Source organism: Pseudomonas sp. SDO5591_S426 (assembly GCF_054070755.1).
In genome coordinates, this window is sequence record NZ_JBSVXD010000043.1 from 1 (window position 1) to 20,184 (window position 20,184).

Below are 20,184 nucleotides of genomic sequence, written 5' to 3' on the forward strand. Positions count from 1 at the left end.
CAAAACCCTGTAGGAGCTGCCGCAGGCTGCGATCTTTTGGTGATTAACCCGCCAACCCGACAAACATGTCCTGCACGTCGTCGTGGTTATCGAGGCCTTCCAGGAACGCTTCGACTTCAGCCATCTGCTCATCGCTCAAACCGCTGACCGGGTTCTTCGGCTGGTAGCCCAGCTTGGCCGACAGCACGGTGAAGCCTTGCTCGGGCAGGGCTTTTTGTACCGCGTCCAGGTCGGTAGGCTCGGTCAGGAACAGGGTCGCGCCGTCTTCGCCCGGCTCGAAATCCTGGGCACCGGCTTCGATCGCGGCCATTTCCGGATCGGCGTCCGGGGTGTCCGGCGAGGCTTCGATCATGCCGACGTGGTTGAAGTCCCAGGCCACCGAACCGGAAGCGCCCAATTGGCCCTTGCGGAACGCGACGCGGATTTCAGCCACGGTGCGGTTGATGTTGTCCGTCACGCATTCAACGATCAGCGGCACCTGATGCGGGGCGAAGCCCTCGTAGGTCACGCGATGGTATTGCACGGTTTCGCCCAACAGGCCCGCACCCTTCTTGATGGCGCGGTCCAGTGTTTCCTTGGGCATCGAAGCTTTCTTGGCCTGTTCAACCACCAGACGCAGGTGTGCGTTGGTGGTGGTATCGGCACCGTTGCGCGCAGCAATGGTGATTTCCTTCACCAGTTTGCCGAAGATCTTGCCCTTGGCGTTGGCTGCCGCTTCTTTGTGTTTAACCTTCCACTGTGCGCCCATTACTCACTCTCTTGTCTATGGCGCCGAGACATCTATTGGCCGACGCTTTGCGCAAGTTTACCCGGCCTAAAGTTGGCAATCGACCAAAAATTCTGACCACGAATCGACATCTTCTCCAACGGTTGTAGGGCGATTCTGAAACTTCGGTTTGCGATGTCCATAAACCGCTGAGGTTTCGTACCCTCTTCGCCCGTACCCATGGCAGAAGCGCGTTCGATGCATAACGACAAGGAAAGTCCCTACACCCTGACACTTCTCGACGACGACTTGAGCTTTCAGGTAGTACGGTTCAGCGGTCGTGAGGCCCTCAACCAACCCTATCGGTTCGACATCGAAGTACTCGGCCTGGCACCGGCCATGTCCCCCGAACACTTGTTGCAACAACCCGCGCACCTTGGTTTCGGCCTGGGTCCGGGTATTCATGGCGTACTGCACAGCGTCAATCGCGAATATCACGGGCCGCATCGCGTCAGCTACAAACTGGTGCTGGTACCGGCGATGCAAGCGCTGGAGCAGTCTCGATCCCGGCGCATCTTTGCGCACCTCAGCGTGCCGATGATCCTGCGCCGGTTGCTGGAGGAACATCACCTGCCCAACAGCAGCTATCGCTTTGAATTGACGACCGGGCAATATCCGCTGCGGCCGTTTTGCATTCAGTACGACGAAACCGACCTGGCCCTGCTGCAACGGCTGTGCGAAGAGGAAGGCATTCACTATCACTTCGAACACCATCACGACGCCCATGTGCTGGTGTTCGCCGAAGACAGCCTGAGTTTCCCGCAGGAACCGCTGCTGATGCCGTTCCACAGCGATGCGCCCGACGCCGGCAATGCACCGACGATCAGTGAATTGTTCCAGCGCCATGACGCGCCGCTCCTGTCGCCGCGACTCGACAGCAGAAACCGTGGCGCCGCAGGCCTCGACGACGGGGCGGCCAATCACCCCATTGCCGGGGGAACGCCAACCTTGCCTCGCCCCGCCATCGAAAAGAGCCATCGCGATCAACTCGCCCGTCGTCATCTGGAACGCTTGCGTTGCCAGCAAGTGCAGATCCACGGCCAAAGCAATCACGGCGAATTACGCAGTGCCCGCATCGTGCAAGTGGCGGAACATCCGCTGTCAGGGTTCAACGATCAATGGCTGGTGACCCAAGTGCGGCATCAAGGACAACAGGGCTCGATTCTGGCGCCGGACACGCCGGACCTGCCGCCGCGTTACCGCAACCAGTTCACTGCCGTTCCCTGGTCGACGGTGTTCCGCCCGATGCTTGAACAGCCGAGGCCGAACATTCCCGGTCATCAGCCAGCGCGAGTGTGTGGCCTCGGCGGGCAACCGGCGACGGTGGATGAGCGAGGCCGGATAGAGGTCAGTTTATGGCCGGCATCGAACGCTGGTCCCGAGGCATCCGACGGTCTTTGGCTACCGGTTGCCCTTGCTGTTTCGGACAACCGTAGCGAGCCGTGCGCACTGCCTTTGGCCGGCAGCGACGGGCTGGTCAGCTTTCTCGACGGCGACCCCGATCGGCCGGTGTTTTGCGCAAACCTGGGGCATCGCCCCACGCCCCGGCCCGCTCGCTCCCCAGCGCCGCGCAGCGATACCCGACTGCTGCTGGACTGGCTGATCAACCCCACGAATCCGGGGCCCTGACCTTCAACCCTTGTCGGCCTTGCCGGCAGCAGCCGCGAACTTCGCCAGACGCACGTCCAGGTGTCGTGGCCGATGTCCGTGATCCTCGGCGCGCTCCTTGCGGCGGATGGCGTTGCGCACCATCAGCGAGCCGAGGTAGCGAATCGGCTCCGGTGGGAAGAAGCCCAGCGGCCCGTTGACCAACGGTGAACGAGTCCAGGCATTGTCGAGCCCCTGGACCATCGAAGCGAGAATCTGCCCGCCCATATGACACGGCCCGACGCCGCTGCCGGAGTAACCGAAACCGTAGAACACGTTGCCGCTGGCGCTCATCTGGCCGAAGAACGGTAAACCGGTGACCGAACGATCCGACGGGCCGTTCCACGTTGCTTCGACCTTGACGTCGGCAAACGCCGGAAAGAAATCCGCCAGGCTGCTCTGCAACAGGCCGGCATAAGGCGACGGTTGATCGAACACCGGCAGCATGCGCCCGCCATAGGCGAAGGTGTTACCGCCCTTGCCGAGCATGATCCGGCCGTCCGGGGTGTTGTGGTAGTAGTGCACGAAAATCCGCGAATCGAGCACCGTGACGCCGCTGGTCAACCCGATTTCATTGAGCAAATCGGGCCGTGGTTCGGTGATCGCCATGTCGCTGGAAACGATCGCCACACTGCGCTCGAACTGCGGGAATGCGCGAGCCATCCACGCGTTCATCGCCAGCACCACACGGTCAGCGCGAATAGTACCGTTACGGGTTTCGATGCCTGCTGGTTTGCCTTCTTCCAGCCCGGTCATGGCGGTATTTTCATGAATCTTCACCCCCAAATGCAAAGCCACCCGGCGCAAACCGCGCACCAGTTTGCCCGGCTGCACACTGGCCGCCGCCGGAGAAAACCAGCCTTCCAGATGCTTGGCCGAGCCCGCCATGCGCTGCACATCGGCCACTGGCCGCTGGGTGAACGAGTTGATGCCGTTGCGCTCCAGCGCCGCGATTACCGCGTCGGTCGAGCCGACCTGGGCGCGGTTGGTCGCGGTATAGAGGGTGCCATCGAGGCGATAGTCCGCGTCCACCGCGTACTGTTCGCAGAAGGCGCCGATGGCGTGGATGCTGCGCTCCGATTCCTTGACCAGCCGCACGGCTTCTTCGACGCCGAACAACCGCTCAAGGGTGAAATACTTGGCCGACCACGACAGTGCGCAACCACCGTTGCGACCACTGGCCCCGGCGCCGCAGATGTCCGCCTCGATCAGCAACACATCCAGCTCGGGGTTCTGCTCCTTGAGCATGATCGCAGTCCACAACCCGGTGTAACCGCCACCGACGATACACACGTCGGCGCGGGCGTCGCCTTCCAGTGGCGGACAGGTTTCGGATGTATCAGCCTTCAAGGCCTGGTCCAGCCAAAAGGGTCTCATGGGGTCAATCTCCGGTCAGTGGTCCACACGCCAGCCTGCCGCAGGTGCAGCAGGCGACGAGGGACGGGATTCAGGTACGCAGGCTTTTGATGGTCATCACCTGATTGGGCACATAGGCAAAGTGAGTGCCCAAGCCACCGGGGCGACTGTTCCAGTGCGGGATCAACACCAGCGCGGAGAACATCGCGCAACCGGCAAAGACGATGAATACGGTGACGGTGTCGAAGTACCCCGGCAGCAGCCCGCCGAGAATCGCCCCGACCGAGCCGCAGCCGTTGACGAAACCGGCTGCCGTGGCGCCGGCCTTGGCGGTGCCGAAATCGATGGCGGCCGCGCCGCTGATCATCGAGTCCGGTCCGTAGAGCGTCAGGCCCATGACGAACAACAGCGCCACCACCAACGCCACGCTGCCGGTGTGCAGGGCGCCCATGAAGAACGCCAGGGACACGGTCAGCGCCAGCAGGCTGATCACACAGGCCGGCATGCGCCGGGCGCCGAACAGTTTGTCCGAAGCCAGGCCAATCATGATCGGCCCGAGCAACCCGGCCAGTTCAAACGCCGTCGGAATGATCGCCGCACCGACCTTGCCCACCGAGGGCATCTGTTCGAAAACGATCACCGGCCCCCACAGGAGAATCGCGTAGCGCGCCGGTTTGAGCATGAAGTACGCCAAGCCCAGCACCAGCACGGTGCGGTTGCGCAGGATTTCCTTCAGCGGCTCCCACATGCTGATTTTGCTTTGCGCCTCGGCTTCTTCAGCGGTCAGCACAGGTTCCGGCTCCACCGCCGGCAAGCCGACGTCTTCCGGTTTGTTGCGTTGGAAAATAAAAAACAGCACGGCGACCAGCCCAACTACCGCCGCACTGGAAATGAACGCCGCATGCCAGCTACCAATGAGCGTATACGCCCACCAACCGGCAAACGGCGAGGCCACCAGACCACCAAAGGCGTAGCAGGAACTCCACAACCCCAGGACTCGCCCACGTTGCTCGGAGGGAAAGAAACTGCCGAGGTTCTTGCACAGCCCCGACCAACCGGTGGACTGCGCCAAGCCTTGAATCAACATGCAAGTAGCGAAGATCGGCAACGTGGCGTAAGTGCCCATCACCAGCGCGGCGGCCGCCGAAATCAGCAAGCCGCCGAGTACCACCACGCGAGGCCCGAAGCGGTCGGCGAGGATGCCCCAAGTGAATTGGCCGATGGCGTAAGCGGTCAGGTAAATGGCGTCGAGGTTGGCCATGGCCATTTTGTCGAGCATGAACGTCGGGTCTTCGCCGATGCCCAGTTTGGCAACGGAAAACGCTTTGCGGGTGAAGTAGAAAGCGGCGTAGGCGAGCCAGGTGATCGCGAAGATCTGCACGCGCCAACGCTTGATGGTGCCGATGTGTTTGTTCATTGTGGTTCTGACCTCAGGGTGTGAGTGTGCCGGCAGAATTGGAAGAAAACGCCTTTGTTTTTTATTGTTGAGCACTGCGAAATCACCTTGTCCCTGTGGGTGATTCCGGTCAGATGAGTCCTGTAGTTGCACGCACAGGCTCATGGCACCCGCTGCTGTTCGACTGAGCAGTCACCGGGGCTGAGGTGGATAAAAACAATTACTGATTAATAAGTGAAATCGATTTATCGTATTTCACAAATAAGCTCAGCTTGTTACTGGAGTTTCCCATGTCGGTTTCCCACGCCCAGCTCAAAGCCTTCCATGCCGTGGCCGTATACGGAAGCTTCACCAAAGCCGCCGAGCGACTATTTCTCACGCAACCGGCGATTTCCGACCAAGTGCGCAAGCTCGAAGAGCGCTACGGTGTTTTGCTGTTTCACCGCAACAAACGCTCGGTGCGATTGACCGATCTTGGCGAGCGATTGCTGAGTGTCACGCAGAAATTGTTCGTGATCGAAGCCGAGGCCCAGGAGCTGTTGCAGGACTCCCAGGCATTGCAGACCGGCAGCCTGATCCTGGCGGTGGATGCGCCGGTGCACGTGCTGCCGCAGATCGCCCGTTTCTGCGAGCGTTACCCCGGCATCAGCGTGAAGATCGAAACCGGCAACACCGATGAATCGCTGTTCCGGCTCTTCAACTACCAGGCTGATCTGGCGTTGCTGGGTCGTGACGTCAGCGATGAACGCTTGCTCTCCCTGCCGCTGCGCAACGACCCGATGGTGGCGTTCGTATCGCGCAACCATCCGTGGGCCGACCGCGAATCCATCACCCTCGCCGACCTCGACGACACGCCGCTGGTGCTGCGGGAAATCGGCTCGGTGACTCGCCAGACCCTGGAAGAAGAAATGGCCGGCGCCGGGTTTCGTATTCGTCCGGCGATTCAGGTCGAAGGCCGAGAAGCGGCGCGTGAGGCGGTGGTGGTGGGGATTGGTGTGGGTGTTGTCTCGGCTGCCGAGTTTGGTGCGGATTCGCGGGTTTGTGCGTTGCCGATAACTGATTGCAAACGCAGGCTGACGGAAACGCTGGTGTGCTTGCGCGAGCAGAGTTCGCGGCGGATCGTGGCGACATTTCTGGAGATGGTTCGCGAGAGTCTTGTTTAAGCAGGTCCGACGCCATCGCGGGCAAGCCACGCTCCCACAGGTACTGGGTTGTACACGATATCGGCGAACCAGCATAAAACCCTGTGGGAGCGGGCTTGCCCGCGATTGCAGGCAACTCGGTCTATCTACCTGGTGCCAACCCGAAAAACGCCTGAATCAGTCGCAAATCCCGCCGCCGCTCCATGCACCCCATCATGTGCCGATTCACCAACCCCTCGCCAATGATCGGCACTGCCGCCACTCGCGGATCATGGCTGACCTCAACCGACGACACCACGCCCACGCCCAGTTCAGCGGCAACGGCCTCGGTCACCGCTTCGCGGCTGTCCAGTTCCAGCAACACCCGTGGATTGACCTTGGCCTGGGCACACGCGTCATCGAACGTACGCCGGGTAATCGAACTCGGTTCACGCAACACCATGATCACCTGATCCAGTTCCTTGAGCGGCACACCTTTAGTCCGTTGCGCCCAAGGATGCCCATCAGGCACCAACGCACAAATGCGTGATTCGCTCAGGGCTTGCAGGTGCAGACCCTTGCGCGGCTCGACTTCGGTCAGCACCGCCACGTCGGCATGCTCGGACAACAATGCCGCCAACGTTTCCTGGGCATTGCCCAAGCGCAAATTCACGGTGATTCCCGGATAGCGTGCGCGCAGGCTCGCCAGCATCGGCATGACCATGTGCGGCCCGTCCGCCGCTACCTCCAGGCGCCCGGTCAGCAACTGTCGGTTGGCCTCCAGCATCACCTGCGCCTCTTCGGCCAAGCCGAACATCGCCCGGGTGATCGCTGCCAGTTTGGTGCCCTCCTCCGTCAACTCCACCCGTCGCGCGGTGCGGCGCAACAAGGTGATCTGGTAGTGCTCCTCCAGTGCCTTGATGTGCCCGGTGACCGCCGGTTGGCTGATGAACAACCGCGCGGCCGCCCTGGTAAAGCTGCCCTCCCGGGCCACGGCATCAAAAGCCCGGAGCTGAAACAGGTTCATGGATAACCCTCACTGATGGCTGGCATAACAACAAACAATTTGATTGATAACTCGGCAAATTGCAATTTAGGCCCCGTAGCTTCATCCCATCGATTGCGAGGACACGAGAATGAGTACTGCCGCACCCATCCTGCTCACCCCCGGCCCGTTGACCACTTCGGCCCGCACCCGCCAGGCGATGATGGTCGACTGGGGTTCATGGGATGACCGCTTCAACCAATTGACCGCCAGCCTCTGCGAACAACTGCTGGCGATCCTCAACGGCGCCGCCACTCACCACTGCGTGCCGTTGCAAGGCAGCGGCACCTTCGCTGTCGAGGCGGCAATCGGCACACTGGTGCCTCGCGATGGCAAGGTGTTGGTGCTGATCAACGGCGCCTACGGCAAACGCCTGGCGAAGATTTGCGAAGTGCTGGGCCGCTCGTTCAGCACTTTCGAAACCGCCGAAGACGAACCGACCACCGCCGCCGACGTCGATCGTCTGCTGCGCGCTGATGCCGGCATCACTCACGTTGCGCTGATCCACTGCGAAACCAGCACCGGCATCCTCAACCCGCTGCCGGAAATTGCCCACGTCATTGCGCAACACGGCAAACGCCTGATCATCGACGCCATGAGTTCTTTCGGCGCCCTGCCCGTCGACGCTCAGCAGATACCGTTCGATGCACTGATCGCCGCTTCCGGCAAATGCCTGGAAGGCGTACCGGGCATGGGCTTCGTCTTCGCCCGTAAAGAATCCCTGGCCAGCGCCGCCGGCAACTCGCATTCACTGGCGATGGACCTTTACGACCAGCACAGCTACATGGCCAAGACCGGTCAATGGCGCTTCACCCCGCCGACCCACGTGGTCGCGGCGCTGCATGAAGCCCTGCTGCAATACAACGAAGAAGGTGGCTTGCCGGCACGGCACGAACGCTACGCCGCCAACTGCCAGGCATTGATGGAAGAGATGGGCAAACTGGGCCTGCGCAGCTTCCTGCCTGCCTCGATCCAGGCACCGATCATCGCCACCTTCCACGCCCCGAAAGACCCGCGCTACCAGTTCAAGGAGTTCTACGAACGGGTCAAGGCCAAGGGTTACATCCTCTACCCCGGCAAACTGACCCAGGTCGAAACCTTCCGCGTGGGTTGCATCGGTCACGTCCAGCCGGCGGAGATGCGCGAAGCCGTGGCGGCCATCGCTGAAGTGTTGCGCGAGATGGAAGTGCTCGAAATCTGAACCACACCACCTTCCCCCTGTGGGAGCGGGCTTGCCCGCGATGAGGCCAGACCAGTCAGCACACATGTTGAATGAAAGACCGCCATCGCGAGCAAGCTCGCTCCCACAGTAAAAGCTGCTCTCCAATAGTCAGTTGTTTACAGGAAATTAATTGCCATGAACTACACCAACCCAACCAAACTGCAAGCCGCCATCCTCGACTGGGCCGGCACCGTCGTCGACTTCGGCTCCTTCGCGCCGACGCAGATTTTTGTCGAAGCCTTCGCCGAGTTCGACGTCCAGGTTTCCATCGAAGAAGCCCGCGGCCCGATGGGCATGGGCAAGTGGGACCACATCCGCACGCTGTGCGATCAGCCGGAAGTTGCCGAGCGTTATCGCAAAGTGTTCGGCCGCACGCCGACCGACGATGACGTCACCGCCATCTACCAACGCTTCATGCCGTTGCAGATCGAGAAAATCGCCGAACACTCGGCGCTGATTCCGGGCGCCCTGGACACCATCGCCAACCTGCGCCAGCAAGGGATCAAGATCGGCTCCTGCTCGGGCTACCCGAAACAGGTCATGGACAAAGTCGTCGAACTGGCCGCCACCAACGGTTACATCGCCGACCACGTGGTCGCCACCGACGAAGTCCCCAATGGTCGCCCTTGGCCAGCCCAGGCATTGGCCAACGTGATCGCCCTAGGCATCGACGATGTCGCGGCTTGCGTGAAAATCGACGACACCGTGCCGGGCATTCTCGAAGGCCGTCGTGCCGGCATGTGGACCGTGGCGCTGATCTGCTCGGGTAACGCGCTGGGGCTGGACTATGAAGGTTATCGCGCACTGGCCAGCGACACCCTGGACAGCGAACGCAAGCGAATTCATGCAATGTTCGAAGGTTCGCGTCCGCATTACATGATCGACACCATTACCGACTTGCCGGAAGTGATTGCCGATATCAACAAACGTTTGGCCAACGGCGAAATGCCGCAAAACCAGTAAGTAAAAAGCCGTAGTACTCAAGTGAGCACTACGGCTTTTTTATGTCTTCGATTTACAGCAACATCAATTATCGCTCGTCGCTACCGAGAGGAATGTAGATCTCGGCATCATCCTCATCTTCAATAATCAACGCTTGAACTTCATCCGTTGGATTCGTGGTGTCCGCCACTTCCTCTTGCTCAACAGATTCGGCATTTTCGACGACCTTTGTTTCAGCATCGTCCGGTGCCTCGCCGGTGGGCTCGACCAGCCCTACCTGCTGCCCCGTCGCATCGATGACAACCCCATCCGGGTAAAACGTCAAACCATCAAACTCGAGCGAGCCATCGGCATATTGAATGGCGCCGTTGTTAAACTCTTTTGTTCCGTCGGACCACATTCTTCCCCAGGTGTACTCGCTCACTTCACCACGGACTCCGTTCACATTGTCATTCATGCTCATTCCTTTGATCGCAAATTAATAAATACCAGAAACATGGCAAACCCTTTAAATCAGCCGCCACGCCGGATGCATATTAATCAACTACCTTCGTCACTCAAGCCTGAAACTGGAAATACGGTACAAACAGAATCGCCCTACACCTGATCAGCCATTTTCAAACAGCGTGAGGTTATTTTATTTACGTGAAACTTTCTTCATGTTCGCATGCGACAGAAAAGCCTGCGTGCGCCAGGCAATCCCATACAAACAGGATTACAGTTAAAGCACGCCGTCACACAAGAACGGTGGTTGGATCCGTCCCGTGAGGAACACCGTATGCCGTGGAAAAATTCCGCCTCGCGCTACAGCACCGTATCGATCGCGTTGCATTGGTTGATGCTGGTCTTGCTGGCGCTGGTTTACGCCTGTATCGAGCTTCGCGGGGTCTTTCCCAAGGGCAGTGGCGGGCGAACGCTGATCGTTGAATCGCACTTCATGCTCGGCCTGACGGTATTCGTGTTGGTCTGGGTGCGGTTGTTCGCTCGCAGCCTCGGCCCCGCACCGCAGATCTTCCCGGCCTCGCCGCACTGGCAGATAGCACTGGCAAAGCTGATGCACTGGGCGCTGTACATTTTCATGATCGCCATGCCAATGCTGGGTTGGCTGATCACCAGTGCCAAAGGCAATCAAGTGATGTTCTACGGCCTCGACCTGCCGCTGCTGATGGCCGAAAACAAGGAACTGGCCAAAGAGCTTCAGGGCTGGCACGTCCTGGGCGGCACTATCGGCTACTGGCTGATCGGCCTGCATGCCGTGGCCGGGCTGTATCACCACTATGTGGTGGGCGATAACACCTTGTTGCGGATGATGCCCAAGCGCACTTAACGTCAACACACTCCTACAGGGGTATGCAGAGGTCTTCAGACTTGTGTGAATCCACGGCGGCCCTGCAAGCCGCCGGTATGAACGAAGATCAGGCGTGTGCCCTCTTTGAATCGCCCTGCTTCGACCTGCTGCCTGAGCGCCAGCAATGCCTTGCCGGTGTATAGCGGCTCAAGAGGAACGCCGCTGGCCTGCTCGGTCTGTTCGATGAATTCGATTAGCGGCGTATCAACTTTGGCGAAGCCGCCACGGCTGGCATCGATCAGTTCATAGGCCAATCCACCCGTCTGCTGAATAATCCTTTCGACCTGCTGCGCTACACCATGATCGTCAGGTACTGCCAGCGCGCCATACACCGCGTGCTCTCCCGCTTCGGCCAAAACCAGGCCCGCCAAGGTTGTTCCGGTTCCACAGGCCAGCCACCAACCGTCGTAATCGCTCCAACCCAAATGAGGCAATTGCTTGCGGACCTGATCCTTGAGCTGCATGCAGCCTCGCGCACCCGGCAAACCGCCGCCACCTTCGGGAACAGGCTGCAGATCGGGATACTGCTCTTTCCATGGCAACCAGAAACCCGGTTCGTGCCGCGCTCGATAACCGCCATAACCCAACCAGTGCAACTGCATGCCGAACGCCTGCAAGTCTTTCACCGTCGGAGTTTCTTGCGGATGCCCGCGCAACAGGCCAACCGTGGAAAACCCGAACCGCTTGCCGGCCGCGGCCAATGCATGCAGATGATTGGAATGCGCTCCACCGAGGCTGATGATGCCTTTAGCACCAGACTGTTCAGCGACTTTGAGGTGTTCAATCAGCTTGAACCATTTGTTGCCGCTGATCAGTGGGTCGATCTGATCAAGACGCAGGATCGCGACTTCGATGCCGGCCGTGGTGAGCCAGTCGAGAGAAAGAGGTTCGAGGGGGGCTTGGGGGAGCCAGTCGTTGAGAGAGAAAAGCATCGATGCCGGTTCTGGATGAAGATCCGGCATCTTAGCAATCAAACTGTGGCGAGGGAGCTTGCTCCCGCTCGACTGCGCAGCAGTCGCAAATCCGGTAAATCGACAATTCTGATCGACCGCATCTAATGGACTAGGGGCCGCTTCGCAGCCCAGCGGGAGCAAGCTCCCTCGCCACAGGTACTGGGCGGATTACAACTGCGCAGCCAACCGCGAACCCTGATTGATCGCCCGTTTGGCATCCAGCTCCGCCGCGACATCCGCGCCGCCGATCAGATGCACGTTCTGCCCCGCCGCCACCAGGCCATCCTGCAACTCGCGCAGTGGATCCTGCCCGGCGCAAATCACGATGTTGTCCACCGGCAATACTTGCGGCTCACCGGTTTCGCCGATGCGGATGTGCAGGCCTTCGTCGTCGATCTTCAGGTATTCAACACTGTTGAGCATCTGCACCTGCTTGTTCTTCAGACCGGTGCGGTGAATCCAGCCGGTGGTCTTGCCCAGGCCATCGCCGACCTTGGATTTCTTGCGTTGCAGCAGGAAAACTTCGCGGGCCGGTGCATGGGGTGCAGCCTTGATCCCGGCGACACCGCCGCGTGCTTCCAGATGCGTATCGATGCCCCACTCTTTCCAGAACTCATCACGGTTCAGGCTGGTGGCCTCGCCCTGATGGACCAGGAATTCCGAGACGTCAAAACCGATACCGCCGGCGCCAATCACCGCGACGCGTTTGCCCACCGGTTTGCGCTGCAGCAGCACATCCAGATAGCTCAACACCTTGGCGTTCTCCACGCCCGGAATCGCAGGAGTTCTTGGGGCGATGCCGGTCGCGAGGATGATCTCGTCGTAACCGCCCTCGACCAGTTTCGCCACATCGACACGAGTGTTCAGGCACACCTCGACGTTGCTGGTCTGCAATTTGCGGCCGAAATAACGCAGGGTCTCAAAGAATTCTTCCTTGCCCGGCACGCGTTTGGCAACGTTGAACTGGCCGCCGATTTCACTGGCCGAATCAAACAGCGTCACCTCATGACCACGCTCAGCGGCCACGGTCGCAGCGGACAAACCGGCAGGACCGGCACCGACCACGGCGATCTTCTTGATCTGCTGCACCGGCAAATAGTTGAGTTCGGTTTCGTGGCAGGCACGCGGGTTGACCAGGCAACTGGTCAACTTGCCGCCGAAGGTGTGGTCCAGGCACGCCTGGTTGCAACCGATGCAGGTGTTGATTTCATCGGCGCGGCCTTCTGCGGCCTTGTTGACGAAATCCGCGTCGGCGAGGAATGGCCGCGCCATGGACACCATGTCGGCATCGCCCTCGGCCAAAATCTGCTCGGCCACTTCCGGGGTGTTGATGCGGTTGGTGGTGATCAGCGGAATGCTCACCGAGCCACGCAGCTTGGCCGTGACTTTACTGAACGCCGCACGCGGCACTTTGGTGGCGATGGTCGGAATCCGCGCTTCGTGCCAGCCGATACCGGTGTTGATGATCGTCGCACCGGCCTGCTCAACAGCCTTGGCCAACAGTACGATTTCGTCCCAGGTGCTGCCGCCTTCGACCAGATCGAGCATCGACAGGCGGAAAATGATGATGAAGTTCGGGCCGACCGCTTCACGTACGCGGCGAACGATTTCCACCGGCAGGCGCATACGGTTTTCGTAGCTGCCGCCCCAGCGGTCGGTGCGGTGGTTGGTGTGGGCCGCGAGGAACTGGTTAATGAAATAACCTTCGGAGCCCATGATTTCGACGCCGTCGTACTCGGCCTGTTGTGCCAGGGTCGAACAGGTGACGAAATCGCGAATCTGTTTCTCGATGCCTTCCTCGTCCAGCTCTTTCGGCTTGAACGGGTTGATCGGCGCCTGAATAGCGCTTGGCGCAACCTGCTTCGGGCTGTAGGCATAACGACCGGCGTGGAGGATCTGCATGCAGATCTTGCCGCCCGCCTCGTGCACCGCGCGGGTCACGATCTGGTGCTTGAGCGCTTCTTCCTCGGTAGTCAGCTTGGCTGCGCCGGAGTAAACGCCACCCTCGTCGTTCGGGCCGATACCGCCAGTGACCATCAGGCCCACACCACCACGGGCACGCTCGGCGAAGTACGCCGCCATGCGCTCGAAGCCACCCGGCTTTTCTTCCAGACCGGTGTGCATCGAGCCCATCAAGGTGCGGTTGCGCAACGTGGTAAAACCCAGGTCCAGCGGGGCCAACAGGTGCGGGTAATGAGCGGCGGTCATCGGTAACTCCACAACGAGCGATCACGGAAAAAGTGAGGACGCTCTTTGGCGCCCCTCTGTCATGGGTTACAGACTATGAGCAGTCCAGCGGTCGCTCAATGACCGAAACTGACAACTTATTGATCAAAATGTGCAGCGCCCCTTGGCAAGCGGGAACATGGGTCATACCCTAGTCGTCGAACCCTGCACACGGCTGTTGACTGTTTCCCCATGCGCAAACTTCTGTACCTGACTTTCTCCATGGCGTTGATCGCCGCACTGACGACCTACGCCATGTGGGCCGCGGATCGCCCGGTGGGCCATTACCTCTCGGATCTGCGGATAGATCTCGCCGTCGACCAGGGCCAACCCGCCGACCGGGGTAACCTGCTGGGCATACAACCCGAGTTGTTTCCCACCGACTATCAAAGCCCTGAACGCTTGCACCGCAAACTCGCGGCCTACCTGCAGAAAGCGCAGGAACAAGGCCTGCTGAACGAAAAAACCATCGTCGTGTTGCCCGAACATGTCGGCACCTGGCTGATGGTCAGCGGTGAAAAGGACGAGTTGTACCAGGCCACCACCCTCAAGGAAGCCATGAACTGGCTGGCCGTGAGCAATCCTTTGAAATTCGTTCGCGCGCTGATTGGCGCCGAGGGCGGCAGTCGTCTGGATGACGCGCACTTGCGCATGAAAGCCAAAGGCATGGCCAAGGATTACCAGGCGTTGTTCGGCGGGCTGGCAAAAGAATTCCATGTAACGCTGGTGGCGGGGTCCATCGTGCTGCCCGAGCCGAGCATCATCGACGGCACTCTGAAAATCGGTCGCGGCGCGCTGTACAACAGCAGCGTGGTGTTCGGCCGCGATGGATTGCCCATCGGCCAGCCGCAGCGTCAGATGCACCCGGTTTTCGAGCAGCAGGATGCGATCAAAGCCAACGGCGAGCACACACTCAACGTCGTCGATACTCCGGCCGGGCGCTTGGGCGTGCTGATCGGCAGCGACAGTTGGTATCCGGACAATTACCGCAAACTCGACACTCAGCAGGTAAGGATCGTCGCGGTTCCGGCGTTCGTTACCGGTCGTGGTACTTGGGATCAACCGTGGCGCGGCTATCGGGGCTCGTCGACACCGGGCTCCGTCAGTCTCAAGGCCGGAGAACTCAGTGAGGGCCAGGCCTGGCATCGCCTGACCCTGACCACTCAATCCCCTTCAAGCCAGGCGATCGCCGGCATGAGCGTATTTCTGCGCGGGCAATTCTGGGACCAGTCCAGCGCCGGCCAGAGTTTTCTGAGCAGCAACGGTCAGCATTTCGCCGACGGCAACGTCCGCGGTGCGCGCCTGCTGAACCTTTGGTTGTAAGCCATGAAACCACAGCCGACGCGTCTTGGCGATTTGTCGGTCGGCTTCGTTCATAGCCTGGCCGACGCCGTGCGCAGCCACGGTGCCGACCCACAACCCCTGCTGGAACAGTACGGACTGGATGCGGCCCGACTCGGCGAAGCAGGTGCCCGACTCTCAATTCCGCGCTACATGCGCCTTGGCCACGGCGCCATTCAGCTGACCGGCAACCCGGCGCTCGGCTTACGGATGGGTCAGCTCAGCCGCTTGAGCCAGGCCGGTCTGGCCGGTGTCACCGCGGCACAGGCGCCGACTGTGCGCGAAGCGGCGCGCTGCCTGATTCGCTTCGAAGCCTTGTATGGCTCCAACTATCGCGGTCAATCGAGCTTTCACGAAGACCCCCAAGGGGCCTGGCTGCGTTTTTACTCCATCAGCCCTTACAACAGCTATAACCGCTTCGTGGTGGATTCGATCATCGCGGGCTGGTTGCAGCAATTGTCCAGCGTCAGCCCTGCCCCGCTGCGCGCCGAACGCATCGAGATCGAATTCGAAGAACCCGACTACCGCGCCGCCTACGACGCGTTGGGCGACTGCCCGATACAGTTTGCTGCCGAGCACAATCAACTGCGCCTGAGCCTGGCCAGCCTTGCCCAGCGCAACCCGGAGCACTGCCCGAGCACCTGGCGCCACTTGCTGAGTTTGTGTGAGCGGGAACTGGAGCAACTGACACGCACCCGCAGCCTGCGTGAACGCATCACTCAGTTACTGGGGCCGTTGCTCAATGGTGGCCGGGAACCCGACCTGGAAGAAGTGGCGGCACGCCTGAAGCTGCCCACCTGGACTCTGCGTCGCAAACTCGCCGAGGAAGGCACGCAATTTCGCGCGATTCTCAACGACACCCGTCGCGACCTGGCCATGACCTACATTCGCGATACCGAACTGGCATTCGGAGAAATCGCCTACCTGCTGGGCTTCGCCTCAGCCGAAGCGTTTCAACGCGCCTTCAAACGCTGGACCGGCCAGACACCCGGCGAGTTTCGCCGCAGTCATCGCCAATCCGCCTGACATTTACAGCTCGGTAGCGTCTTCGGCAGGTTCCAGCGGATCCAGTTCAAACGCCTGATACTCGAGCAGCTCTTCTTGATAATCGTCCATTTCCGAATCCCCCACAGCTCATTGAAAAAAACGTCTGAATAAATGACCAGCGCCTTGAGCCTAAAGTGCCCACATGAAGGAAAAATGACGCGGGCACGACACTTCATCGCCAATAGATAAAACGTAGCAGGCGGTCGGGGATTTATCACAGGATTTTTTCAATGCAGACCGCAGGACAGCGGTCTGTTTGATGCGGGTCAATATTTACAGCGGGAACGGGACCGACGCGGCTTCGCGTGGCCCCGTAGCGCCAATCACTGACCAGTGATCGGCATGGCCTGAATCGGCTCCGAAGGTGGCGCCATGTCGCTTGGGTTGGCCGGTGGCGTGATCGCTTCCGGGGAAGGCGTTGGCTCAGCGCTTGGAGCCGAAGTAATCGGTGCGGCTTCAGGCGGCGGTGCTACCGGCTCTGACGCGACTGGTGCCTGTGTCGCTTCTGCCGCCGGGGCAGGCTCAGCCGCGGTTTGCGGGGCCAATGGCGCCGGTGCGGCCTTGGGTTCAGGCACGCCCAGATCGGTTTTCGGCTTCTCGGTGATATGCGCCGCTTCTTTCACTTCCTTGGGCAGGAACAGTTCGACCAGCGCGAAGAAACGCTCGTAGAACTTGGCGGACGTCACGGTTTCGCTCGCGACCTTGACCATCGAGTCATCCGACGAACCGATCGGCATCGATACCGAGCCCAGCACACCGACACCGAGACTGGCGGAGTTGTTGGTTTTCTTCAGCGCATACTTGTCTTGCAGGGCATTGGCGAACACCGTGGCGTGATGCCCGGCACTGCCGTCTTCGGCGCAGACCACACTGAAACTGATTTCCATGTGGGTCTCGCCGGTCTGCTGGAAGCTTTTGTGCCCGCTGATCAGTTTTGGATCGCTGCTGGTGATGATGTAGCCCTGACTCAGCAGGGCCCGACGAGCGGCTTCACAGGAAGCGGTGTCGGCCACTGGATAGTTTCGGGAAAATGTCCCGGAGTCGTCGAAGTTCTCATGCTCATAGATGGCGGCTTTCTTCGACGAGCACCCGGCCGCAACGGCCAGCACCAGCGCCAGCCCGGCAACACGCATGGGAAATGATTTAAACATTGAACATCCTGAGGAAAACGGTTCGGGGCGTATTGTGCAACAGATCGATGCTTAGCGGCGCATCGATTGTGTCTTAAAACAGTTACAGGAGTGTTGACTCCGACATTCAGTAAATGTCCCGCACGCTTGTCTGTTCACCTGTAACAAAAAACCCCGGCCTTTCGGCCGGGGTTCCTGTGTTGCGGACCACTCAGTCTGACATCAGAAACGCTTGATGTCGGCCTGGCTTTCCAGCTGCTTGCGGTAGGCCGCAAAGTCTTGCTGGCCAACTCGCGAAGCGAGGAAGCGACGGTATTGAGCCTTCTCTTCTTCAGTCGGCGATGCGGCTTCGTTGACACCGTTCAGGCGCACGATCACCAGATTGCCGTCGGCCAGAGTCACGCTGGTGAACGTAGGCTTGTCCTTGGCGGCAGGCTTGGGCATGCGGAACAGCGCTTGCAGCACAGTCGGGTCAACCCCTTCCTGAGCGCGAGTCGCAGCTTCGGTAACCTTCCAGCTCTGACCGTCAATCGGCTTTTCCAGTGGCGACTTGCCTTCGCGCAGGCTGGCAATCAACTCATCAGCATGGGTCTTGGCAGCCGCAATGGCGTGTTCCTTGGCCAATTGCGCACGGATCGGGCCCGCGACGCTTTCCAGCGGCAATTGCGTTGGCTTGAGGTGTTCCTTGGCGCGCAACACGATCACGGTTTCCGGATCGAGTTCGATGGCGGTGCTGTTGGCACCCTCATCCAGCACTTCCGGGCTGAACGCCGCGGTGATCACGGCGCGGTTGGCCGCAATGCCTTCGCCACCTTCACGGCCGAACGGCGCGGAAGTGTGAACGGTCAACTTCAAGTCTTGCGCCGGCTGGGCCAGATCGGAAGCTTCGAACGAGGCGTCCTCCAGTTGCTTGGTCGCCTCGACGAATCGCTGCTCGACCTGCGCGGTCTTCAAGTCGCGGGTCAGCTTGCCTTTCAGGCTGGCGAACGTCGGTACTTCAGGCGCTTCTACGCCCAGCAGCTTGATCAGGTGGAAACCGAAGTCGGTGCGAACCGGCTCGGAAACCTGATCCTTGGCCAGCGAATACAGGGACTTCTCGAAGACTGGGTCATAAACACCAGGACCTGCGTAGCCGAGGTCGCCGCCATTGTTCGCCGAACCCGGATCCTGGGAGAACTCCTTGGCGAGGGCCTCGAACTTCTCGCCTTTGGCCAGACGCGCCTGGATCTCTTCGATCTTGGCCTTGGCCTGCGCTTCGGTGGTCTTGTCGTTCACTTCGATCAGAATATGCGCAGCCCGGCGTTGCTCGGACAGGTTCGCGATTTCTTTCTGATACGCCGCTTGCAGGTCTTCGTCCTTGACGCTGACCTGGTCAAAGAAGGAAGCCTTCTTCAACTCCAGATAATCGATGACCACCTGATCCGGCGTCATGAATTCCTTGGCGTGTTCGTCGTAATAGGCTTTGACTTCGTCATCGGTCAGCTTCACCGCTGCCGGGTCTACCTTGATGTTCAGGGAGGCGAAATCGCGGGTCTGTTTCTCCAGACGGGCGAAAGCCAGAACCTGTGCGTCAGTGACGAAACCGCTACCCGCCAGACCGGCGCGCAACTGGCCGATCAGCATTTCCTGGGCCAGCATCTGGCGGAACTGCATGCGGCTGTAGCCGAGTTGACGAATTACCTGGTCGAAACGCTCAGGACTGAACTTGCCATCGACCTGAAATTCAGGGGTTTGCAGGATGACCTGGTCCAGCGCCGCTTCGGAGAAGGCGAACTTGGAGTTTTCTGCGCCTTGCAGCAGCAGTTTGCGATCGATCAGGCCTTTGAGGGCCGATTCGCGCAGCATTTTTTCGTCGAGCAAGGAAGCATCGAAATCCTTGCCCAGCTGTTGCATGAGTTGACGGCGTTGCATATCGACCGCCTGGCTCAGCTCGTTCTGGCTGATTTCGTCACCATTGACTTTCGCCGCCTCGTTCTTGTGCGTCGTGGCCTGAAAAATGGCGTCGAAACCGGTCAAAGCCATCAGTGCAACGATGACCCCGATAATGGTCTTGGCAATCCAGCCTTGTGAATTGTCCCTGATATTCTGCAGCATGCGTCCCCCATAAACGGTTGAACTTCAAAAATTAGGCAACCGTGGAGCGTGGGTAGAATCCGGATAGAAGAAAGGCGCATCCGAGGATGCGCCTTCTCGTAACTGGCGGAGCGGACCGATAACTCGAACTTGCGAGCCTCGGCGTCTCGGACCGGCAATTGCCGTCTGGACTACCGCTCCGCTGCCAGGTCAGGCTTGACCCTGACCCGGATAGGCAAAAACCTGAATCGAACTTAGTTGACAGCTTCTTTCAGTGCTTTACCGGCTTTGAAACCTGGTTTTTTGGCTGCTGCGATTTCCAGCGTCTTACCGGTCTGTGGGTTACGACCAATGCGAGCTGGACGATCAGTTACGGAGAAAGTACCGAAACCAACCAGAACAACGGAGTCACCAGCCTTGAGAGCGCCAGTGACGGATTCGATTACAGCGTCCAGCGCACGGCCAGCAGCAGCTTTCGGGATATCAGCGGATGCAGCGATAGCATCAATCAGTTCCGACTTGTTCACTCTAAGTCCCCTTATATCTATTTGAGTATGATTCTAAGTTTTTT

At 59.8% G+C, this 20,184-nt stretch carries 17 protein-coding genes; 7 read left to right on the top strand and 10 right to left on the bottom strand.

Annotation, left to right across the window (positions count from 1 at the left end; translation table 11 throughout):
- Positions 1-43: 43 nt before the first annotated feature.
- Positions 44-748, bottom strand: a complete 705-nt coding sequence (locus ACW9JC_RS11585; RefSeq protein WP_053161495.1) for a YebC/PmpR family DNA-binding transcriptional regulator — start codon at positions 746-748, stop codon at positions 44-46.
- A 216-nt stretch (positions 749-964) separates the two neighbouring features.
- On the opposite strand from ACW9JC_RS11585, the gene ACW9JC_RS11590 reads away from it, so the two are divergent.
- A complete protein-coding gene (locus ACW9JC_RS11590) occupies positions 965-2,395 on the top strand; it encodes a type VI secretion system Vgr family protein (protein WP_457455070.1) in 1,431 nt (476 codons plus the stop codon).
- A gap of 3 nt (positions 2,396-2,398) precedes the next feature.
- On the opposite strand, the gene ACW9JC_RS11595 is transcribed toward ACW9JC_RS11590, so the two are convergent.
- Both ACW9JC_RS11595 and ACW9JC_RS11600 read right to left on the bottom strand, forming a co-directional pair.
- Positions 2,399-3,790 carry an FAD-dependent oxidoreductase gene (locus ACW9JC_RS11595; RefSeq protein ID WP_457455071.1) on the bottom strand — a complete coding sequence of 464 codons (1,392 nt, stop codon included), beginning with the start codon at positions 3,788-3,790 and terminating at the stop codon, positions 2,399-2,401.
- A gap of 70 nt (positions 3,791-3,860) precedes the next feature.
- Complete coding sequence (locus ACW9JC_RS11600) at positions 3,861-5,186, bottom strand: MFS transporter (protein ID WP_457455072.1); 1,326 nt, start codon at positions 5,184-5,186, stop codon at positions 3,861-3,863.
- A gap of 269 nt (positions 5,187-5,455) precedes the next feature.
- On the opposite strand from ACW9JC_RS11600, the gene ACW9JC_RS11605 reads away from it, so the two are divergent.
- Positions 5,456-6,328 (top strand): LysR family transcriptional regulator, encoded by an 873-nt coding sequence (locus ACW9JC_RS11605; protein ID WP_338581953.1) that lies wholly within the window; start codon positions 5,456-5,458, stop codon positions 6,326-6,328.
- Between the two features lie 121 nt (positions 6,329-6,449).
- Here ACW9JC_RS11605 and ACW9JC_RS11610 read toward each other — a convergent pair whose 3' ends face one another.
- On the bottom strand, positions 6,450-7,313 hold the full coding sequence (locus ACW9JC_RS11610; RefSeq protein ID WP_457455073.1) for a LysR substrate-binding domain-containing protein: 864 nt from the start codon (positions 7,311-7,313) through the stop codon (positions 6,450-6,452).
- A 109-nt stretch (positions 7,314-7,422) separates the two neighbouring features.
- Here ACW9JC_RS11610 and ACW9JC_RS11615 point away from each other — a divergent pair, with 109 nt between their 5' ends.
- Positions 7,423-8,532, top strand: a complete 1,110-nt coding sequence (locus ACW9JC_RS11615; protein WP_457455074.1) for a 2-aminoethylphosphonate--pyruvate transaminase — start codon at positions 7,423-7,425, stop codon at positions 8,530-8,532.
- 156 nt (positions 8,533-8,688) lie between these two features.
- On the top strand, positions 8,689-9,516 hold the full coding sequence (gene phnX, locus ACW9JC_RS11620) for a phosphonoacetaldehyde hydrolase (protein WP_338581956.1): 828 nt from the start codon (positions 8,689-8,691) through the stop codon (positions 9,514-9,516).
- A 67-nt stretch (positions 9,517-9,583) separates the two neighbouring features.
- Here the strand turns inward: phnX and ACW9JC_RS11625 are convergent, their stop codons facing one another.
- Positions 9,584-9,952, bottom strand: coding sequence for a hypothetical protein (locus tag ACW9JC_RS11625; protein WP_457455075.1), 369 nt, complete (start codon positions 9,950-9,952; stop codon positions 9,584-9,586).
- A 321-nt stretch (positions 9,953-10,273) separates the two neighbouring features.
- Here ACW9JC_RS11625 and ACW9JC_RS11630 point away from each other — a divergent pair, with 321 nt between their 5' ends.
- A complete protein-coding gene (locus tag ACW9JC_RS11630; protein ID WP_457455076.1) occupies positions 10,274-10,822 on the top strand; it encodes a cytochrome b in 549 nt (182 codons plus the stop codon).
- A 35-nt stretch (positions 10,823-10,857) separates the two neighbouring features.
- On the opposite strand, the gene ACW9JC_RS11635 is transcribed toward ACW9JC_RS11630, so the two are convergent.
- Positions 10,858-11,775, bottom strand: a complete 918-nt coding sequence (locus ACW9JC_RS11635) for a 1-aminocyclopropane-1-carboxylate deaminase/D-cysteine desulfhydrase (protein ID WP_457455087.1) — start codon at positions 11,773-11,775, stop codon at positions 10,858-10,860.
- A gap of 189 nt (positions 11,776-11,964) precedes the next feature.
- A complete protein-coding gene (locus ACW9JC_RS11640) occupies positions 11,965-14,004 on the bottom strand; it encodes an oxidoreductase (RefSeq protein WP_457455077.1) in 2,040 nt (679 codons plus the stop codon).
- A 210-nt stretch (positions 14,005-14,214) separates the two neighbouring features.
- On the opposite strand from ACW9JC_RS11640, the gene ACW9JC_RS11645 reads away from it, so the two are divergent.
- Positions 14,215-15,345, top strand: coding sequence for a carbon-nitrogen hydrolase family protein (locus tag ACW9JC_RS11645; protein WP_457455078.1), 1,131 nt, complete (start codon positions 14,215-14,217; stop codon positions 15,343-15,345).
- 3 nt (positions 15,346-15,348) lie between these two features.
- Positions 15,349-16,389, top strand: a complete 1,041-nt coding sequence (locus ACW9JC_RS11650) for an AraC family transcriptional regulator (RefSeq protein WP_457455079.1) — start codon at positions 15,349-15,351, stop codon at positions 16,387-16,389.
- A gap of 344 nt (positions 16,390-16,733) precedes the next feature.
- Here ACW9JC_RS11650 and ACW9JC_RS11655 read toward each other — a convergent pair whose 3' ends face one another.
- From ACW9JC_RS11655 to ACW9JC_RS11665, 3 genes are all read right to left on the bottom strand, one after another.
- Positions 16,734-17,561, bottom strand: a complete 828-nt coding sequence (locus ACW9JC_RS11655) for a DUF2242 domain-containing protein (RefSeq protein WP_457455080.1) — start codon at positions 17,559-17,561, stop codon at positions 16,734-16,736.
- A 201-nt stretch (positions 17,562-17,762) separates the two neighbouring features.
- The gene (locus tag ACW9JC_RS11660) at positions 17,763-19,634 is read right to left on the bottom strand and encodes a SurA N-terminal domain-containing protein (protein WP_457455081.1); all 1,872 of its coding nucleotides are present in this window, start codon (positions 19,632-19,634) and stop codon (positions 17,763-17,765) included.
- 233 nt (positions 19,635-19,867) lie between these two features.
- Positions 19,868-20,140 carry an HU family DNA-binding protein gene (locus ACW9JC_RS11665; protein ID WP_002552737.1) on the bottom strand — a complete coding sequence of 91 codons (273 nt, stop codon included), beginning with the start codon at positions 20,138-20,140 and terminating at the stop codon, positions 19,868-19,870.
- Positions 20,141-20,184 lie beyond the last annotated feature (44 nt).